Below are 19,041 nucleotides of genomic sequence, written 5' to 3' on the forward strand. Positions count from 1 at the left end.
ACGTCGGGCGGTGGGCCGTTGGGTGGGCGGGCCAGTGATGCCGAGGTCAGTGGGTTGCCGTCGCTGTCGGTGACGACGAGGGTGTCGGCGGGCCCGGTGATGGTGATCTCACCTTTGTGATGCATGCGGTGGTGATACGGGCAGACCAGCACCAGGTTGTCCAGCTCGGTCAGGCCGCCGTCTTCCCAGTGGATGATGTGGTGGGCATGCAACCCTCGCGTCGCCTCACACCCGGGTACCGCACACGTGGGGTGGCGGTGTTCCAGCGCGCGCCGCAGTCTTCGGTTGATGGTGCGGGTGGTGCGTCCGGCGCCGATCACCCGCCCGCAGCGTTGGAACCACACCTCGCAGGTGGCATCGCAGGTGAGGTATTGGCGGTCGGCGTCGGAGAGCAGCGGCCCCAGGTGCAGGTTGGCGATGCGCGCCTCGAGATCCACATGCACCACCACGGTGGTGCGTTGACCCTGCGGGCGCCGCACCGCCTCGGCATCCCAACCAGATTCGACCAGCCGCATGAACGCCGCCGGGGCCGTCGGCAACGGCTGACCAGCGGTGTACTCGGCGAACAACGCATCCCGGTGTGACGCCAACGCCGCATCAAACGTCGCCGCCTGATCAATCGGCAGCGTGATCCGATACTTCGTGCACTGCTCGTCAGAAGTCTTGCTGAACGACGCCTGCGGCTGCGGCTTGGGATCCGGATCCGGGCGCGGCTCCAGTTTGACTGCGGTGCGCAACTGGCTCACCGTCGCCACCGCCGCCAGTTCGGCGTAGTGCTCATCCGATTCCTCGCCCGCGCGAGAAGCGATCACCCCGACCTGATCCAACGACAACCGGCCCTCGCGCATCGCTTGCGTACAGCGGGGAAACTCCTCCAACCGATCCGCGATCGTGGTGATGGTGTGCGCGGTCGTCGACGACAATCCCAACCGCCAGGCCATCAACGCCGCCACCGACCGCGCCCCGGTCGCACCCCACAGGTTGTCCCGCTCGATCTGCGCAGCGATCTCCACAATGCGCCCGTCAATCACATTGCGCTGCCCCGCCAACTCGGCGAGTTCGTCGAACAGCACTTCGAGACGATCACTGGTGGTGCCCACCGCAGACACCGATGTCGAAGACATGACCCCATCATCACCACGGCATAAGACACATCGCCCCGATTCACCTTGCCTAGTCAAACAACCTGGGGAGGAATACGCGCCTGGGGATAACTCCGCGCGGAATCAGTTGCGACGGAGGCGGTGCGGGGTCTTCGCGAGACCGAAGCCGGCGTGACTGTCTGAAGCAGAAATCGGGTAATCGGCTAGTGGTGGTGCTTCGCCGAAGAAGCGGGATGAAAGGACGGTCGCGATGAGCGGTGCCGACAAAGCGAGGAACAAGTTGCAGCAGGTCGCGGGCAAGGCCAAGGCAGCAATGGGACACGCAACAAACGACCCCGAGTTGAAGGCCCAGGGGCGCGCTGATGAGCGGGCGTCTCACCTGAAGGACGCGGGCGAGAAGCTCAAAGACGCGTTCCGACCTCGGCGCCGAGGCCAGAGGTAGCCTTGCGAATAGTGTTGCGGTGGCCCGGATTTAAACTTCATACCGGGTGAACTGGCACAGATCGGTGTAGCGGTCGCGGAACATCTCTTCCGACTGAATCGCGATCGCCTCGTCGCCGTGCGCCTCCAGCACGGCTGCCCACATGTCGAGCGTTCTGGCGTAGTACGGCCCTATCCGTTGGATCCGGCTGACGGTGTATCCGGCGCTCGTGGCGTGCCCCTCGACATCGGGACTGTCGGCAGGCGCCCGCCGGGGAAGATCCCTTCTTGCTCAGCGTCAGGCCGATGACGTGCAGCTGTATGTCCGCGTCGGAACGCCGCGAAGTGTGGCCGCAGGCTCTGGGTTTGTGGTGGCAATGTCGTCCCCATGACGGCTCGGGCGGGGAGTCCTTGTCGGTTTCGACGTCCGCGCGGACACCCCCAAAGCGATCCGCACGACCCGGTACCGGAGGCTGCGCCTTGCCAGCCCGGATATCGCGGAATAACGGCGCGAGGCGGGTCGATGCGATGAGTTCTCCGCGCCGGAGCAGTCTTATCCACATGGCGCGAACCAATCTCTCGATGTCGATCTCCGCGGACGGCTACGTCGCGGGCCCCAATCAAAGCGAACACAATCCCCTCGGTGTGGGCGGCCTCGCGGTGCACGACTGGCACATCGGCCCCAACAAAGACCACCCAATCAACCAACAGGTCGTGTCCGAGATGCTGGACGACATGGGCGCAACCATCATGGGCCGCAACATGTATGGCCCTATTCGGGGTGAATGGGGCGACTCGGACTGCCGAGGCTGGTGGGGCGACACTCCGCCGTACCACTGCCCCGTCTTCGTGCTCACGCACTACCCGCACGACCCCATCGAAATGAAGGGCGGGACAACGTTCCACTTTGTCACCGACGGCATCGAGTCCGCCTATGCACAGGCTGAGGCGGCCGCCGGCGGGAAGGACATCTCGATCGCCGGTGGCGCGTCGTGCGCTCGCCAGGCAATTCAGGCGGGCCTGGTCGACGAGATAGACCTGCAGGTGTCGGCGGTGATCCTCGGCTCGGGTGAGCGCCTGTTCGACGGCTTCGAGCCGGGCGTGCCGAAGATGGAGCTGGTTCGGGTGTTGGAGGCTCCTGGGGTGGCTCATCTCCGCTATCGCGTCGCGCGCTGAGCGCGATGTCAGAACGGGTGGTTACCGTGGCTTGGTGCCCCTGCAGAATCGGGTGACGCCGGGTGGCGAGATCATCGCTACCCCGGCCCGCGGCACCTTCATGGGCAATCGGGGCATTTTGCACGACGACCACAAACGGATCGTCCGGACGTCGCGCAACGCGATGTGGCTGATCTGTCGGCTCCAGTTCAGGGGGCGTCGACGCACAGTGATGACCCCTGGCACGTACACCGAACTGTTCTTTTTGGACGAGGCCGTCGCCCTTGCGGCCGGGCATCGTCCGTGTGGGGAATGTCGGCGTCCGCAGTACCGGAGATTTATGGCGGCGGTGGACGCGGGCGGCGAGCAACCGCTGGATGGTCCAAGGGATCTCGACCGACGGCTCAGCCGGTCGCGGCGGGCGCCGCGGACTACGACTGCGCTGGCGGACGTGCCTGACGGTGTCTTCGTAACCTTTTCGGACAACGACTTCCGCTTGATGTGGCGCGGATATCTTCATCGATGGACGCCAGCGGGTTACGTCGATGCATTCGCGATCGACGATGCTGGAATTGATGCGGCGGAAGTAGTAACGCCGGCGTTGTCGATAGAGGCACTGCGGCGCGGCTATCCTGTCGAAGTGCACCCGTCAGCTGCGCTGTCGTGACCGACGAAAGAAGTTGGCGGTCAGTGTCGTCCGACGAGGCCGCAGTCATCCGATCGATATTGTCGCACGCGGACTCTGGTCGACCGCTTCTCGCTGATCTCGACGGCGCACAGCACGGCCTACCACGGCGAAGTGATCATCTGGATCGCCGACGGAGTATGCGTGGGTGAGTGACGCCCCACCGACAACGTGGCCGCAAGCCGACGAGATAGAGGTAGTGACGCCGCCGGACTCCGAGGCGTAGCACTCGTCGCGCCATGGTTGACCATCAAGCGTCAACAACGGCGCGAAAGCAGCCGTCGAAGTGCCCGTTCTCGATGCCAGCAGCCTGCATGAACGAATGGGCCACCCGAGGCCCGACGAACCGGAAACCTCTGCGCCGCAGGTCAGTTGCGAGTTGCTCAGACTCCGCGGTCTGCGACCTGCCATCGCTCCACTGCCGAAGCGGATGTCGTCGTCGCGGTCGGTACCGCCAAGCGACGTCAGCGAGCGAGAAGCTGCGCAGCAGGCGTGCATTGTGCACGGTCGCCTTGATTTTGCCGCGATGCCGGATGATCTCCGCGTTGCGCATCAGCAGGTCGACGTCGCGGTCGGTCATCGCCGCCACGGCGGCCGGTTCGAAATCGGCGAAGGCACGACACAACGCATCGCGCTTACGGAAGACGAGCGACCAGGACAGCCCGTTCTCGAAATACGTCAACGCCAACGTCCGAAACACCGCCGCGTCGTCGTGGACGGGCGTGCCCCACTCTCGGTCGTGGTAGTCGGTCAGCCCGTCGCCGACCTCGGTGACCCAGCCACACCGCACGACGCCATCGGCACCTGTCAGCGTGACCGGACGTGTGGCGGGGACGCCCTCGCCGCTCATCGCCTTCACCGCGCGGCCACCGGTCTACGGCAACGCCTGCGGGGTCACGAGGAACTTCTCCCCCGTCGCGCGCTTGACGTAGGCGTTGAACGCATCCGGCTGCAGCATGCCGGCGAGGGAGACCTCACGGGTGTATGTACTCGCGAATGTCGTCGTCAGCTCGGCAGCCACCCGAGCGCGCAGCCGACCGACGGTCTCGGCGCCGGCGTTCATGAGGAAGTACGTGAGCAGCCATCCACCCAGCCCCCACGCCATGCCGAAGTTTCTGGTCAGAATCGTCGGACCGGTGTCGAGCCCGCCGTAGATGTACGCCTGCTTGTGGACCGTCGAGCCGTACCGGGAGTAGGCACCCGCGGTCGCGTTGGCCGCCTCCTCCATGGCGTTGAGTATCTGGCTCACCAGGGTTCCGCCGCCTGTCGCGTCGAACGCGAGCGTCGCCGACGTCGCCTTGAGCGCCTCCACCAGGTCTGCCTCGAATGTCGACGAGGCGGTGTTGCAGACGTGGACGGCGCCGAGCGAACGCAGCAGCTCTTCCTGTTCAGGCTTGCGGACGATGTTGACGAGCGGCACGCCGTCGGCGAGACATAGCTTGACGAGCATCTGGCCTAGGTTCGACGCCGCCGCGGTGTGCACCAGCCCCGAATGTCCTTCGCGGCGCATGGTTTCCACCATCCCGAGGGCCGTCAACGGGTTGACGAACGACGACGCGCCATCCTTGGCCGTCGCGCCCGGCGGCAAGACGAGGCAAGCCCCGGCGTCGACCGCCCGGTACTGCGAGTACATCGCACCACCCGCGATGCCCACTGTCTTGCCGAGCAGAGCCTGCGCAGCCGGCGATTCGCCCGCGGCCACGACGGTCCCCGCGCCTTCGTTCCCGACGGGCAGCGGTTGGTCGAGTCGCGCCGTCAGACCCGCCACCGCGCCATCGCCCAGAGGTGCCGTGACGACGGGACGGTCGGCTGTTCCCGTCACCGTAGCGGCCGACATGTCCGCTCCTGCGGTGAGAAGACCGAGGTCCGACGGGTTGATCGGAGAGGCCTCCACGCGAACCAACACCTCGTTCGCGGCCGGTACAGGGACAGGAACTTCCACCAGCAAAAGCTCCACTGTGCCCTTCGAGGTCACCGTCGAGCGCAGTTCCAGCGAGTTCTCAGGCAAGGCTGCGGTCATGGTAAACGCCTCTTTCGGTGCGAGCTCGGTCCACTGTACGAACTCAGTTCGTGCGGGGTCTATTTCGAGACATTAGTGTCGAACTCGCCCGGGGTATTGCTGTGTGAGCGGAGGTATGCGATGTCCGAAACGAAGATCACTGTCATCTACGACAACCCGACCGATCCCGAGGCGTTCGAAGGCGCCTACGGCTCGGAGCAGTTGGAAGCCGCCCAGCGCATCCCAGGCCATATCCGCTTCGAGGCGTCGAAGGTATGGCCGAAGGAAGACGGCAGCCCGACGCCGGCGTATCGCATGATCGACCTCTACTACCCCGACTACGACGCCGCGGTCGCCGCCGTCAGCACGCCGGAAGCCGGCGCGTTCTTCGAAGCCTTGGGACGGCTCGCCACCGGTGGCGTCCGGGTGCTGATGTCTGACGTGGAGGTTCCGCAGCAGTGACGCTCTCATGGAACCGGCAGTAGCCTCCGATTGGGCAAGTTGCCACCGCGGGCAGGCGCGACCGATTCGCGGCTGTTGTCAGTACCGCGCCCACGCACGGCACCAAATACGTGCCTAGAGGGCGCCCAACTGCTCTCGTCGCAACACTTAACGCGAAGTCACCACTCGTGGCCGCATTCGGCGCAGCACCATTCCCACGGCTGAACGCAGCAGCCCATCGCCGCGATCCACGGTTGTTCGACCGGCCCGGCCGGCATCCCGTACATCGTCGACATCGTGCGTTGAGCAGAACAAGATGGACAGCGCGGGTTCAGCGCGAACCGCAAGTCAACGAAACTGGTGAACCCGTCTCGGCGCATGCGGTCATGGCACGAATCGCACAAAGCGGCAGGCCAGTCTGCGGGAGCCTCTGACAGGCGAGGCGCCACGGTGTGGAGGTGCACACGGTCGCGCGCATCCTCTCCGGTTAGATCGATTCGCTGTCCACAGCCCGCGCAGCTGCCGCCGGAATGGAGCAAGATGCGAGCAGCGGCAAGCGAAGTCGCACCGAACAGCGACTCACTAACCCGCCAGCGGTAGCCGTCGAGCGTGTCCACGAAAGCTTCATACGAGTCGCGGTAATAGACCGTGCGGGCTCCTGGACGGACGGTGAAGTCTCCCACCGCGTTCAATGTGCCGAGTTCGAGCAGGCCGCTGCGATCGAGATCGTCAATCCTGCCGAGCGCTTGACCGACGTCGCCGTCCAGTCCGACGATGCCGACGGCCGCGAGCAGCGCTGGCGGGTCCGTGTCGAGGACTCCGATCACCGGTTCGCCGCTGGCGATGTCCGTCGAGGCGTGCCAGGCTCGATACGGCGACCGGGGCTCCAGGGCGCCGATCAACGCGTCCTTCCAAGGCCGACCTTCGGCGATGTGAACGGTCTCGATACTCGTCATTGGCCTACCGCTCTCAGGAATAGTTGGTGAACTGGTAATCGATTCCACTGGAACGAATTTCGCGCTCGAGCTGGTACGAGGCGTCGCCGCGATAGCGCTGTGCCAGTAGATCGATGATGTCCGTCCCCGGTTCTCCGCCCAGCGCGATGACCAGAGCCGGCACGTTCTCGGCGGCGATCGTGTAGAAGTACTCGTACTCGCCGTCCGAGCTGATCATCCGAGTCACCGGGCCGAAGTCTTGCCCGTTGATATGAAGCGATCCGTCGTCGCCCAGAGTGGCGTCCAGGTTGAGCCAACTGCCGTCGTCTCGATGCTCGCTGCGAAGACTGATATGACGCGGCGCCTTCGTGGCGGGCGGGCCCAGGTGGTCCTTGGCTTTGGCCGCCGCTTCCTCGACATCGTCGAACCCCAGGACGCCTGTCGCTATCTCTTCCTCGTCCGACACGTGTAGTACCCAGCCGAGCGGAATCAGTCGACCATCGGCGTCCTTCTCGTTGTCCGGGTTGCCGGCATGATAGGCCAGGAATGGTTCGCCGTCGGTATCGTCGAAAGTCAGCTCCAGGTCGGAGTTTTCGGCGATATGCAAGGACCCGGCGGTTGGCCGCCACAAATCCTGGTCATCCGTTTCGGCTATCTGCAACGGCGTCCACGCCACGGCGGTGCGCCATCGCGAATCTTCAATTACCCACGCCCACATCACATCTGCGAGCAGCGAGATCTCGGTCGAGCAGTACCTGAAGTGAGCGTCGGCCCCACCGTCGCGGTGCTCGAGCGTGTAGGAGCCGTCCTCTCCGCGATAGACCTGGACGTACAGTTCCTCGCCTCGTTCGACGATGAAGAAGGGGTCGTCAGGCCGAGGCCAGGTTGGTCGCAGGACGAGGTCCCGCAACAGCGTCGGTGTCAGGTAAGGCAATGCGACATCACTTTGAATCTTGACGTCGATGTCTACGCGTCCGCGTGGATCGTAGAGGCGGAACAGTTCGAGATCGTAAACGGCGAGACCACGGTCCATGGTTTCCGACAGCAGGTAATTCAGCAGGCCGTCCTCCGGCTGCTTTGTTTCGACGATCACGCCGCGGGAGTCCGCCGGACGCTCGACCCAGCAGACCTCTTCACCGCACTCGATCAGTGCATCCACCAACTCCACGACGGACGACGGTGGCTCACCCACGCTTTCGATGCACATCGTCACCACCAGGTCGTTCGCCGCTTCGATCGAGTCGACTGCACCAGCGGGAAACACCGCAAAACGATGACTCATCTCGTAACCCCCATCTGATCGTCAAGTCCCTATCGCTGTCGCACGTAGTTCTCCGCACGTATCTCGGATTCGCCCGACCAGCGGTAAGCCACCAGCACACCGCCTGGCTTGGCGGCGCTGAAATCGACGCATGCGGTGCGCCCCGTCCAGTCCTGTCGGTGCGTCGGCGATCCGTCGCGCCAGTAATGCCCGTAGAACACCGGCACGTCGTCGGTGTACACGAAGGACCGATAGTCCTCGGGCACAGCTGTTTCGGGCAGCGCTGGATACGGGTCGCCGTCCTCCGTGGTGAAGTCGCCGCCCAACTCGGCGATGTCACGCAGTGACGCGGCGGAGTCGTCCCACCAGCGCACGCGTGCCTCGTTGCGCAGGTCGCCACCCCAATCTATGAACGGTGGCTGGCCATGCTTGGTCAGATCGATCTCGGGTCCCTTCAGAAGCACTTCGACCGCGTCATGAAGCGGGTTGCCTCTTGTCGATGCCCTGGCGAACTGAGACGCGGAGCTGAATCGGTTCGAACCGAGTTCGCGCTCAACGATTTCGATCGACTGAGGATGCCAGCACGCGTGCACGACGCGAATGTCGCCCAGGTCCAGCCACAGCGGCAGTGTCTGGAACCACTCGACGTAGTGAGCGCGCTCGGCGTCGCCGAGCTGAGCGAGGAATGCCCGATGTTGCTTGGTGTTCTTCTCACTGTGCTCGCGTAGGTAGACACCAGCTGTGCGCGGATCTTCCGTGGCATAGCCGATGGCGTTGAACTCGTGGTTGCCCATCACGATGTAGGCGCTTCCGTCGTCCACCATCGGCTTGACGAGTTCGAGCACGCGACGCTGGTCCGGCCCCCGATCGACAAGGTCGCCCACGAACACCGCGCGACGGGCGGGATGCCGGTAGACGCCGGTCCGGTCGTCGGGTCGGTAGCCGAGCTTGACCAGCAAATCGTCGAGGACAGTCGCGCAACCGTGCACATCGCCGATGATGTCGTATCCGTTCACAATCCGATCGTCGCACGCAGGTACGACATATCGCCGCTTTCCGGCTCATCTGCACCTGTTCGCGGAGCCGGTTCAGCAGGGAGCGCACTTGACCGCGCAGCAACGGTGACGATCTCATCGCTTAGCGCGATCGGGCCAGACTCCGTTCGCGAACAGCTCCCGTTACTCAGCCTCTCCATCGGGCGGTATCCAACGGACGATGCGCTCGCTGTGGTTCACCATCGCCGACCATGGGTGACCCACTTCTCCGAAACCGAGACCGTTCCAATTGCGGCCCGTCCGGAACCAGGAAATAGTCTCTGGTGAACTCTTCGATGCGAGGCTTGAGGACGCTCGGCACGGCGCCGTCCCCACCGAAAGCATTGGCATACCAGGCCTCATCGGGCGCGACTTCGATTCGCCATCCCGACATGTCGGCGTCTTCCGATTCAATGATGGCGTAGCGATCGCCGTCGATATCAGAGGCGTAGTGCACGACGAATCCGTTGTCGTTCTGTTTAGTCAACTGCCCAACCAATCGTTCTCGGAATAGCCCACTTCCGCGCTGAATCACGCCGGGAGACGACAGGTCGCGCGGAATTCGGTTCTCGGGTCCACCGGGCCCTACGGTCGCGGTGATTGCGGCGGGACGACGCGCACATACTCGTCGCGCGAAAGAACAAGGGTATTCGTTGGCGAGGAGATGTCGACGTAGTCGTGGCCCGGGCCGTCGTTGTCGTTCAGCACTGCCAGATCATCGACGATTTCGGCTGCTTTGGCCTGGTCGAGGCGCCACACCACGCGAGCATCGCGCAACTCAACATCCGCTGAGCCGTCTTGTATGACGAACTGATGCGTCATCCCGTCGCGCTCGAGTGCAAACGCTCCTTGCTGTTCGGCCGTCTTCAATGCAGTGAGAAAAGTGGAGACCCCGGCGCCGTCCATGGCCAACAAACCACAGCTTCGTCCCTGAACTCCGGAGCGAGCTCGGCGCGGATTATGTTCATGCGACCCCAGATAAGCAGCTGTGCGTACGGCTCAAAAGCTAAACGAACCCTATCAATAGCCAAGGACGGCACTCCTCACAAAATTGCCGTCAGGGCACCAGCGGCGTCGCACCTACACTTGGCAGGGTGGACTCATCGGTCAGGTTTGATCCTGTTGGCCTGGAGTGGCTAGCTGCTACCTGCGCCGGTTTTGCTGCCGAAATCACCGACAATGCCCCCGGCTCGACCGCCGGTCCAGCATGCCAAGCCACGTCAACGGCTGTCGCGATGGTCCATGCCAAGGTCGAGGTAACTCGCGCGACCCTGGCCGACTGAATGGTCTCCACGGCTGCAAAACTCAGGGCGTCAGCCGGCGCATACGCTGCTACTGACGAAAACTCATCCGTAGATATCGCGACGGCCGGGCCAGCCCTGGTGACCTAGATGGCCGCCGAGTCATCTGTTCCGTCGTTATCGCAGATCCGCTCGTGGGACACCGACCATCTGCTGGATGCTGTTACCGCATGGCGTACAACTGCCGACCGATGGGAAGAGGCGTTTTCTCAAGTAGCGAGCCACATGCCCGCTCCCGGTGGAGTCCCTTGGCAAGGCACTGCGGGCAATGCCGCTTTATCGCGTGCGATCGCCGACGGACAGCAGGTCGGCGTGGCCAAAGGACGACGTGTCGAGTAAAGGCGTTGGCACGTAACGAGACTCGGCGATATTGTCATCTGGTGGCCGTGAGGACTTCCAGGGTGACGGGTTCGGTAAACTGTCCTTTCGGGTCGATCGCGATCAATGTGTCAGTGATCGCTTGTTCAAAGGCGGCCCTGCGTTCGCCGAGTGACCGGCGAAGCGGTAGCGACGTCGAGTAGAGGTATCCGATGGCTTGCTCGATCGTCCATGAGCGATCGAATGCATAGGTGGTGCGGCGGACGTCCCGAAACGGCGAACGGGCCAGGATCGCCTCGTGCGTTTCCGTCTTGCTTACTGGGCCGGTCGTGTTGGTCAGCGTTTCCATCGGGATGAAGCGGTTCTGGACGTCTTCAACTGCGCGTTGCCACTGTGTGGTCGGACGGACAAGGCAGCTGTCGTTGGCGATCACCAGGCCGCCGTCGCCATCGACGATGCTGTCGAGCGCTGTCAGGACCTGTTCACGATCCATCCAGTGAAAGGAGCGACCCATGGTCACCAGCCTGAAGGGGCCGATATTGCTTGGGAGATCGTTCGAGCCGCCCTGCGTCCAGGTCACGTTGGTGACGCCCGCGACGTTGGCTCGTTTGGCGGCCTCGCTGAGCATTCCAGGTTCAGGGTCCATGCCGACTGCTTCAGTGACATAATCTGCAAGAGGCAGCGTCAGCTGGCCTGTGCCGCAGCCAAGGTCCAGAAGACGGCCAGTCCGGTCAAGGCTGAAATGTTCAACGACGTCGTCGAAGAACTGCTGCGGGTAGCCGGGTCTGTATCGCGCATAATGCCAAGCGGATTCGGCGAATAGACCCATAATCACCTCTCCCACTTGCCGATTGCACCAAATTTTATTGGCAGAGGCGGCCGATCACATCGAAAAGATGAGCGGCCGATTCGGGGACGGCGAGGGCGCGTGGTCCTAGAGGTTTGCTTCCTCGCTCGCGAAACCGAAGCTCCACCGTATCGCTGCTGCCAAACCCGACACATACTCCGCTTCAAGCCGATCGTCGTGCTGGCGTTGGATCCACGACGGGTGCTTGGCGTTGAGGATGTAGGGCAAACCGTTGGGTAGTCGGCCACGCGGGATCTCAAAGGGCAACGTCGCAACCCGCGCCCGCGGATAAAAGAACATCAGGACGCGTTCGGCGTCGCGACCCAGCGTGATGACGAGTCGCGGCCGGACGATGTCGAGTTCGCGATGCAGGAATGCTGAGCAGTTGACGATTTCGTGCTCATGAGATGGCCGGTTCCGCGGCGGATGACAGTGCACCGCGTTACTGATGAAAACGTCGTCCTTCTTGCGGCCCGCGAGTTCAATACTTAGGTCGACCAACTCGCCACTGCCGCCGGTGAACGGGATCTGGCTCTCCATGCACTTCTCGCAGAGGCTCTGTCCGACCAGCGCTACCGGTGAGCTCAGGCAGCCGTAGCCGGGCGCAGACGCGGTGACCCGCTCAATGTTCATCCCGACGCAACGCCTGCAACTCTTGATCTCGATGTCGAGAGCGAGCTTGCGCGATCGCCGTGACACATCGGTGTCGTTCTGCGCCGCGCGCTCGCTCACCGGTGAAGTGTAAATAGATGCGGATCCTCCGACGGGCATGATGGCGATCCTGGGCGGAGCAAACCCCCGCCCGGTCCTAGTCGGTCAGGCACGCGGCCGCTCATCGCATATGCAAGCTGCCCCGAGTTGCGTTCAGTTCCCACGTCGTGTCGGCATAGCATCCAGACCATGCCGATGTCCGAGGGAAGCGTCTTCGCCGGGTACACGGTTCTGCGGCTTCTTGGCTCGGGAGGTATGGGAGAGGTCTACCTCGCCGACCACCCACGACTGCCCCGCAAGGACGCTCTCAAAGTGCTGCCAGCCCACGTCTCCGCCGATGCCGAGTATCGCGAGCGCTTCTTGCGTGAAGCCGACCTCGCGGCTTCGCTTTGGCATCCCAACATTGTCCGCGTCAACGACCGCGGAGAGTTCGACGGCCAGCTATGGATCGCCATGGACTACGTCGACGGCACCGATGCGGGCCAGCTCCTTTCCCAGCGCTATCCGGCGGGAATGCCGCTCGACCTTGCGGTGAACATCATCACGGCTGTAGCCGACGCGCTCGACTACTCGCACCGCCAAGGCCTGCTGCATCGCGATGTCAAACCCGCCAACATCATGGTGACCGATCCCACTGACGACCATGATCGGCGAATCCTGTTGGCCGACTTCGGCATCGCCCGCAGCGCAGAAGACATCAGCGGGTTGACGGCCACCAATATGACTGTGGGTACCGTCGCGTACACGGCCCCGGAGCAATTGATGGGCGAGCCGGTGGACGGCCGCGCCGATCAGTACTCGTTGGCGGCCACGGCGTATCAATTGCTCACCGGAACGCAGTTGTTCCCACATTCCAACCCCGCCGTGGTGATCAGCCGTCACCTCAACACTGATCCGCCCGCGGTGTCGCAACATCGCCCCGAACTGGCCGGCCTCGACGCCGTCGCCAAGGCATTATCCAAGGCCCCCGACGATCGCTACCCGCGCTGCAAGGACTTCGCTCAGGCGGTGGCAGGCCAAGCGTCAACATCGGCCCCAGTCAGCAAGGCCTCAACGGTCCAAGCCTCGATTCAGAAGAAGGACGCCGAGCGGCGGTCCGCTGGGTCGCCTCGCGTCCCCGCCGCAGCCCAATCGGGCAGGCGCCGCTGGCTGATCCCGGCAGCCGTCGGCGTAGTAGTGATCCTTCTGGCTGCCGCTGCGATTTGGGCAGTCTTCAAACCCTCCGGTCCGAACAATCCGACGGCGACATCGGCTCCGTCGGCGTCAGCATCCGCCTCGACAACAGCTGGGTTACCGTCGGCCGCCACAACACCTTCTAGCCCAACACCAGTCACGACGTTCGCTGCACCTGCACCGAACCCGAACCGGCCGCCGCAAGGCAACTGCCCGCCGGCATGCACGCAAATTCCCGATGCGGCCTGGATCGACCCCGCGGCGATACCTCTCTACAACGACTACCGCTGGGCGCCGCTAGCCGCTCTGTCCGAGCCGGTGACCAACCCCCGCTTCAAGATCGACGAACTGTGCGCGGCACCGCCCGCGTCCAGTGACGAGCGCGACGGCTCGTTGGCGGCACGGATCATACTGCCGAACCCGCCTGGCCAATGGCAGCTGCAAGTTCAGGTCCTCCACTGGCGCGGGGATCCCTGGATCGCGGGGCAACGGGCATCTGCCGTCATGGATGGCGCGGTCAACATCTTGCGCAACAACTGCGCATTTAGTTCGCCCGGTGTGTACGTGACGCGGATCGCCGAGCAGAACCTTCCCGGCGGAAACCCCGGCCAATCGCTCGCCGCAACCATCACAGAAACAGGGACTACGCCGATGGTCGCCCACGTGTACCTGATCTCTGACCTCCGCAACAGCACCGTCGTCGAACTGGCGATGTGGTCCGCCACGCCTCTAACGGTGGACTGGTCCCCGATCAACGATGACCAGCTCTTCGCCGACATGGTCGCGCCTCTGTGCACGGCCTATGTCAACTCTTGCACTTCATAAGCCGATTTCTGGGCTTCGGCGATCCGATGCACGCGAGCTGGACAATAAATTCCGTCATCCGGTGCGTTGATATTGAAAACGCCTGCAGCACAGCGTGATGCGGTCTCCTGGCAGTTTTAGTCGGACGGATGTAGCTCGACTTCCGCTTGCACGGTGGGCCAGAAGAGGTCGAACAGCCGCTTTTCCCATCCGGTGGCGACCCGTCCGGTGCGGGTGCGTTCGGCGATGTGTGCGCCGACCACGGCGTCGACGAGTGTGGCGGCGTCGAGGTCGGTGCGGATGGATCCCTCGGCCTTGCCGCTGCTGATCACTGCTTCCAGTTCGGCGCGTTGTTTGGCCAGGATGCGGCGGAAGAGCTTGGTGAAGGCGGGGTCCTCGTCGGTGAGCAGGGCGGCCAATCCGCCGTAGCCGATGCCGACCTCGATGGTCTTGATGGCTTCTTTGATCAGCCAGCGCAGCCGCTCGGGCGGGTCGGCTTGGGCTGGGAGCGGGTCGGGGGTGGTGACCCGAGACAGCGCGGCCGAGAGCATGTCGCGGCGGTCGCTGTGCCGGCGATAAATGGTGGTCTTGGCGACACCCGAGCGTGCCGCGACCGCTTCGACGGTCACCGAGCGGGGGCCTTTGGTGCGCAAAAGCTCCAGGGTGGCGTCGGCGATGGCGTCGTCGACGTCTTGTCGCTGCGCCATGTTGATCCTCCTCGGCGGACGCGGAATAACTCCGACCGGAAAAACGCTACACTAGGCGTAGCGCTACGCTACACGTAGCGTTTTGTTTAGGATGGAGAGGTGATCAACGTGTTGAAGGCATTGCGACGGGTATCGATGACGAACGTGGCGTACGTGCTGTTGCTGCTGGTGTTCGTGGCGCTGGGCATGTTCGTCTACGCGCTGGCGACCGGAGGCGCGCTAGCCGGCATCATCGCGGCCAGCATGGCCGTATTGATGGTTGCGTCGGTGGTGGGCTTCCGTATCGGCGCGCGCATGCGGACCGAATCCAACGACAGCGGCATCGCGATCCCCGGCGAGAACATCTGGGCCCAACCGCTGCGGCGCGAGCAGATTGACCGGTATATGCAGAGCTACCGCGGTGTGCGCGACAACCATGAGCAACTGGTGCAGGCCGCCGCCGAACCGACGAGGCTGATGGATCGGCGCGCGGCCTAACCGGTGCGGCACGGCGGCGAGCCGGCAGTCAGGATGTCGTGGCACAGCCCACTAACCTCCTCGCAAGTCGGTGGTCGGGGCCGGCCCATCCGGCGGCGGCGCGGCTCCGAATCGCTTGGTGATGGAAACGACCACGATGAGAGCAGAACCAAGGGCAGTGAGCGCGTGGCGGTGGATCGCCGCGGTGTTGGCGCTGAGCCAGTTGGCCGCGCCGTTCGTCGCCGACGCGGTCGCGGGGAACTTCCTCGAGTCGGGCGCGACGAACGAGGCGCTGATCACGCCCGCCGGTTACGCCTTCAGTCTGTGGGGGTTGATCACGGCACTGAGCGCGGTGACGGCGGTGGCGGTGCTGCGTTACGGGTTGGGCGCATGGTGGGAGACGAGCCTGCTGATCGACGTCAGCGTGGTGTTCGCCGGATTCAGCGTGTGGCTCGTGGTGGCTGCACAGGACTGGCTGTGGGTCAGCGTGGTGGTGTTCGCGGTGATGGTGTCGGCGTTGATCCACGTCCTGCGACTGCTGGTGCGGCGGCGCCATGACATGACGTGTCCGGCGTGGCTTGCGGTGTTGGCGACGGTGACGTTCGGCTTGTATCTGGGTTGGAGCAGCATCGCGGTGTTCGCGAATGTGGCTGCGGCGTTGATCAGTTCGGGCGTCTCGGCGTCGGCGAGCGGGTGGCAGTTCGTGCTGTTGGTGGCGGCCGCCGTGTTCGCGGTGGGGATGACGACGATGTTGCGCGGCTCTCCGGGATACGTGGCGGGCGCCTTGTGGGCTTTGGTGGCCATCGCCGTCGGCGCTTCGGGCCGGGGCAGCACAGCGTTGGCGGTGACGGCAGGTGTGGCGGCGGCGGTCGTGGTGGTTGCGGCGGTCGCCGGGTGGCGTCGAGGGATTGGTCGACGATCTGGTGGCGGGAGGTGAAGCACGGTAATGGACGCGATTACAAGGACGGCAATACGGAACGGCGGAACAAGAACTTTGGCCCGTGTGGAGAGCGCGCGCGCCACGGCCACCGCGCAACAGTCCTCTCGGCGCGCCACTTCACGGCGGGATCAAACCCGCACCCCGCGGCTGGCCGACGTTGATGTTATCCATCGCCAAAACATGCTGCACAAGTTGAAGATTCACGTGCAGATCGGAACCGCAGACGACCCGACGCTGTGTTGCGCCCGATCTTCGGGTGCGGGGTCACATGCGAACACCGATGCCGCGGCGATCATGGTCGCAGAGCGTACGTCCGCGCTCATCCTTGGCCATCAGTCTGTCGGCGCATGACTGTGTAAGTCGGGGGTGCCGCTATAGGACACAGGTAGGCGTACCAGACTGGAGGCATGTCGATATCGGAATGTAGGAAAGGACGCATTCGCGCCGCTCTGCCAGCAGTGGCTGTGGTGTCGAGCGTCTGCTCCATGCTGCTGAGTTCGGGTTACGCGCTGGCTGACCCTGCGCCAGGCGACCCAGGGGCGGGCGCGGGGCAAGACCCCACACCGTTTACGGGCACCGCCCCGTTCGGGCCGCCGAGGCTCGTGCCCGCCAATGGGTCGACGGTCGGTGTGGGGCAGCCGATCATCATCAACTTCCCCGGCCTCGTCGAAAATTCGGTTGACGCCGAGAGCGCTGTCCACGTGTCCTCGGTCCCACCGGTTGCCGGCAAGTTCTACTGGATGACGCCCACACAGCTGCGATGGCGTCCGCTGAGCTTCTGGCCCGCGCACACCGCGGTGACGGTCGATGCCGGCGGCACGGTGACAAGCTTTCAGACCGGAGATGCGTTGGTAGCCACCGCCGATGACGCGACCCATCAGTTGACGGTCACCCGCAACGGAGCCGTGGAGAAGACGATTCCGATGTCGATGGGCATGACAGCAGGCGGTCACCAAACCCCGAACGGCAGCTACTACGTGCAAGAGAAGATGCCATCCGTGGTGATGGACTCCTCGACGTACGGCGTTCCGGTGAACTCCACCTATGGTTATCGCACGACGGTGGAGCTCGCCGTGCGGTTCGACGACAGCGGCGACTTCGTGCACAGCGCCCCGTGGTCGGTGGACGACCAGGGCAAGCGCGACGTCAGTCACGGGTGCATCAACATCAGCCCCGCCAACGCGCAATGGTTCTTCAACACGTTCAACGCCGGTGATGCCATCGTGGTCAAGAACTCCAGCGGCGGCACCTACTCCAGGCACGACGGCTCCAACGACTGGCAGCTTTAGCCCGAGACATCGCTGGGGGGGCGGAGGGGACGCGTTTCGTAGTGCCCGCCTCTGAGTAGCCTTGTGTCAAGCTGCCGATTGGTTCTGTTGAAGTGGGGCTTGTAAGGCGCGGAGGAGGATGCGCACGGCTTCCTGGTGACGCGCTGCATCGCCAAAAGCGCTTGGAATACATCTTGATTGGCGTGCTCGCCGACGCCGCACTTCAGATGTGGCCCCTCGGTGGGCAGCGTCCTAGCGGGTGGCATCACTGATGACGTCGGTATGTGGCGGTAGTTGCCCAATGTGAATGTGTCCAACGCATCGCGGTCCAAGGAGAACTACAGCGCGCAGCGAGCGTCGCTGTGATGCAAGAACTCTTCTCGCCGACGTGACCGTCAGGTGTTGCGACCGCTGAGCGCATCGCGCATGCGGTCGATGAGTCCGGCGCCCGGGCCGAGAATCTTGTTGGCGGGCGGCCGATCCGGCGCAGAGGGATGCGGCCGAGTGGGCGCCATCTTCTTGGCGTGCTGGAACTTCTCGCCGAGCTCCCGCAGGTCGGCTTCGTCGCATGCCTTCCGTAGCGCAGGCAGGAGGTCGCCCTCTTCGTCCTTGATGTGGTGGCGGATGTCCTTCATGAGCTGGCGCACCAACTCCTCGAACTTGGGATCGTCGGAGTCGGTCTTCTCGATCTCTTTCATGATCTTTTCGGCCTTGGCATGTTCCTCGAGCTCGTGGTCGGCGATCTTGTCGCCGTCGTCAAGGACGCGTCGCGCCGTGGGGTACACGTACTGCTCCTCGCCGACTGAGTGCCGCACCAGTTCGGTGATGACATGTTCGACGAGTTCGCGCCGATTCTGGCCGTCGCCACCCCGTTCGAGCTCCTCGAAGACCGCTTCCACCTCGCGGTGGTCGGTGATGATGTCGTCGACAACATCGTGTTGCTGTGAAGTCGTCATGGATCTCTCCTCGATATGGGCTGTATGCACGGGCTACCCGACACCGATACGCCCAAACGCCGAGCTACTCCCCACGTCGCGGCGTGTTTCACCAAGGATGGTCAGGCCGGTGCGCGTTAGATCCGGGCCCAGGCGGGGCAGCACGGCCCTGTCTGCGACGGCGGGTGCGGCCGCTTTGGTCGTGGCGATTACCGCGTCGGCGGTGTGGCCGCGAGCCCATCGCAGCGGCCGGGGATAACCAGCGACGACCCTAGGCCCGGCGTAGCTCTCGTCGGTCTGTTTAGCTAGCGTTGCAACGGTCGTTCAGAGGCGGAACGCAGCGGGCGGTGACAGGAGGGGCAGATATGAGTATCCCGCCGCCTGCCGGTTGGTACCCCAATCCGAGCGGCGCACCTGGACAGCGCTACTTCGACGGGCACGTCTGGACGGCCCACCATCGCCCCGCCCCCCAGCAGTGGGATGCCGACCGGGTGGCGGCGGGAGTCGCTGGTATTCGCGTTCCTGTTCGCCCCCGTCGGCGCGAAGAA

The 19,041-nt window shown here is 64.0% G+C and carries 21 protein-coding genes and 1 pseudogene; 9 read left to right on the top strand and 13 right to left on the bottom strand.

The window, feature by feature from the left end; translation table 11 throughout:
- On the bottom strand, positions 1-1,124 hold a 1,124-nt coding region (locus tag A5724_RS01100), incomplete at its 3' end, for an HNH endonuclease signature motif containing protein (protein ID WP_067794886.1).
- A gap of 229 nt (positions 1,125-1,353) precedes the next feature.
- On the opposite strand from A5724_RS01100, the gene A5724_RS01105 reads away from it, so the two are divergent.
- Positions 1,354-1,545 (top strand): CsbD family protein, encoded by a 192-nt coding sequence (locus A5724_RS01105; protein ID WP_067794839.1) that lies wholly within the window; start codon positions 1,354-1,356, stop codon positions 1,543-1,545.
- Between the two features lie 30 nt (positions 1,546-1,575).
- Here A5724_RS01105 and A5724_RS35000 read toward each other — a convergent pair.
- Positions 1,576-1,805, bottom strand: a pseudogene (locus A5724_RS35000) (class I SAM-dependent methyltransferase); the annotation flags it as partial.
- A gap of 279 nt (positions 1,806-2,084) precedes the next feature.
- Here A5724_RS35000 and A5724_RS01110 point away from each other — a divergent pair.
- Both A5724_RS01110 and A5724_RS01115 read left to right on the top strand, forming a co-directional pair.
- Positions 2,085-2,699 (top strand): dihydrofolate reductase family protein, encoded by a 615-nt coding sequence (locus tag A5724_RS01110; protein WP_067794843.1) that lies wholly within the window; start codon positions 2,085-2,087, stop codon positions 2,697-2,699.
- A 52-nt stretch (positions 2,700-2,751) separates the two neighbouring features.
- The gene (locus A5724_RS01115) at positions 2,752-3,345 is read left to right on the top strand and encodes a hypothetical protein (protein WP_232004655.1); all 594 of its coding nucleotides are present in this window, start codon (positions 2,752-2,754) and stop codon (positions 3,343-3,345) included.
- Positions 3,346-3,613: 268 nt separating this feature from the next.
- On the opposite strand, the gene A5724_RS01120 is transcribed toward A5724_RS01115, so the two are convergent.
- Both A5724_RS01120 and A5724_RS01125 read right to left on the bottom strand, forming a co-directional pair.
- A complete protein-coding gene (locus tag A5724_RS01120; RefSeq protein ID WP_067794889.1) occupies positions 3,614-4,213 on the bottom strand; it encodes a DNA-3-methyladenine glycosylase I in 600 nt (199 codons plus the stop codon).
- Positions 4,214-4,237: 24 nt separating this feature from the next.
- Positions 4,238-5,383, bottom strand: coding sequence for a zinc-binding dehydrogenase (locus A5724_RS01125; protein WP_067794849.1), 1,146 nt, complete (start codon positions 5,381-5,383; stop codon positions 4,238-4,240).
- Between the two features lie 120 nt (positions 5,384-5,503).
- Here A5724_RS01125 and A5724_RS01130 point away from each other — a divergent pair, with 120 nt between their 5' ends.
- Positions 5,504-5,824, top strand: coding sequence for an EthD family reductase (locus tag A5724_RS01130; protein WP_067794852.1), 321 nt, complete (start codon positions 5,504-5,506; stop codon positions 5,822-5,824).
- A 158-nt stretch (positions 5,825-5,982) separates the two neighbouring features.
- On the opposite strand, the gene A5724_RS32750 is transcribed toward A5724_RS01130, so the two are convergent.
- From A5724_RS32750 to A5724_RS01165, 7 genes are all read right to left on the bottom strand, one after another.
- On the bottom strand, positions 5,983-6,759 hold the full coding sequence (locus A5724_RS32750; protein WP_082964790.1) for a hypothetical protein: 777 nt from the start codon (positions 6,757-6,759) through the stop codon (positions 5,983-5,985).
- Between the two features lie 13 nt (positions 6,760-6,772).
- On the bottom strand, positions 6,773-8,002 hold the full coding sequence (locus A5724_RS01140; RefSeq protein WP_156752075.1) for a hypothetical protein: 1,230 nt from the start codon (positions 8,000-8,002) through the stop codon (positions 6,773-6,775).
- Positions 8,003-8,049: 47 nt separating this feature from the next.
- Positions 8,050-9,015 (bottom strand): metallophosphoesterase, encoded by a 966-nt coding sequence (locus tag A5724_RS01145; protein ID WP_369830590.1) that lies wholly within the window; start codon positions 9,013-9,015, stop codon positions 8,050-8,052.
- A 166-nt stretch (positions 9,016-9,181) separates the two neighbouring features.
- Positions 9,182-9,520, bottom strand: a complete 339-nt coding sequence (locus A5724_RS01150; RefSeq protein WP_067794861.1) for a hypothetical protein — start codon at positions 9,518-9,520, stop codon at positions 9,182-9,184.
- 98 nt (positions 9,521-9,618) lie between these two features.
- Entirely contained in the window at positions 9,619-9,945 is a 327-nt protein-coding gene (locus A5724_RS01155) for a hypothetical protein (RefSeq protein WP_156752076.1), read from the bottom strand.
- A gap of 762 nt (positions 9,946-10,707) precedes the next feature.
- Positions 10,708-11,496 carry a class I SAM-dependent methyltransferase gene (locus A5724_RS01160; RefSeq protein ID WP_197518509.1) on the bottom strand — a complete coding sequence of 263 codons (789 nt, stop codon included), beginning with the start codon at positions 11,494-11,496 and terminating at the stop codon, positions 10,708-10,710.
- A 90-nt stretch (positions 11,497-11,586) separates the two neighbouring features.
- Positions 11,587-12,231: a uracil-DNA glycosylase family protein gene (locus A5724_RS01165; RefSeq protein WP_232004656.1), complete on the bottom strand. Its 645-nt coding sequence runs from the start codon at positions 12,229-12,231 to the stop codon at positions 11,587-11,589.
- Between the two features lie 168 nt (positions 12,232-12,399).
- Between A5724_RS01165 and A5724_RS01170 the strand changes: the two genes are divergently transcribed.
- A complete protein-coding gene (locus tag A5724_RS01170) occupies positions 12,400-14,208 on the top strand; it encodes a serine/threonine-protein kinase (RefSeq protein ID WP_067794874.1) in 1,809 nt (602 codons plus the stop codon).
- A gap of 116 nt (positions 14,209-14,324) precedes the next feature.
- Here A5724_RS01170 and A5724_RS01175 read toward each other — a convergent pair whose 3' ends face one another.
- Positions 14,325-14,894 carry a TetR/AcrR family transcriptional regulator gene (locus tag A5724_RS01175; RefSeq protein ID WP_067794877.1) on the bottom strand — a complete coding sequence of 190 codons (570 nt, stop codon included), beginning with the start codon at positions 14,892-14,894 and terminating at the stop codon, positions 14,325-14,327.
- Between the two features lie 99 nt (positions 14,895-14,993).
- On the opposite strand from A5724_RS01175, the gene A5724_RS01180 reads away from it, so the two are divergent.
- The 3 genes from A5724_RS01180 to A5724_RS01190 all read left to right on the top strand — a co-directional run bounded on the left by A5724_RS01180 (position 14,994) and on the right by A5724_RS01190 (position 17,579).
- Entirely contained in the window at positions 14,994-15,371 is a 378-nt protein-coding gene (locus tag A5724_RS01180) for a hypothetical protein (RefSeq protein ID WP_232004657.1), read from the top strand.
- Between the two features lie 157 nt (positions 15,372-15,528).
- On the top strand, positions 15,529-16,287 hold the full coding sequence (locus A5724_RS01185) for a hypothetical protein (RefSeq protein ID WP_232004658.1): 759 nt from the start codon (positions 15,529-15,531) through the stop codon (positions 16,285-16,287).
- Positions 16,288-16,775: 488 nt separating this feature from the next.
- Positions 16,776-17,579, top strand: a complete 804-nt coding sequence (locus A5724_RS01190; RefSeq protein WP_232004659.1) for a L,D-transpeptidase — start codon at positions 16,776-16,778, stop codon at positions 17,577-17,579.
- A 374-nt stretch (positions 17,580-17,953) separates the two neighbouring features.
- Here A5724_RS01190 and A5724_RS01195 read toward each other — a convergent pair whose 3' ends face one another.
- Positions 17,954-18,514: a hemerythrin domain-containing protein gene (locus A5724_RS01195; protein WP_067794883.1), complete on the bottom strand. Its 561-nt coding sequence runs from the start codon at positions 18,512-18,514 to the stop codon at positions 17,954-17,956.
- A gap of 344 nt (positions 18,515-18,858) precedes the next feature.
- Here A5724_RS01195 and A5724_RS32755 point away from each other — a divergent pair.
- On the top strand, positions 18,859-19,041 hold a 183-nt coding region (locus A5724_RS32755; protein ID WP_156752077.1), incomplete at its 3' end, for a DUF2510 domain-containing protein.

Origin of the sequence: Mycobacterium sp. ACS1612, from assembly GCF_001667505.1 — a bacterium.
Taxonomy (GTDB): domain Bacteria; phylum Actinomycetota; class Actinomycetes; order Mycobacteriales; family Mycobacteriaceae; genus Mycobacterium.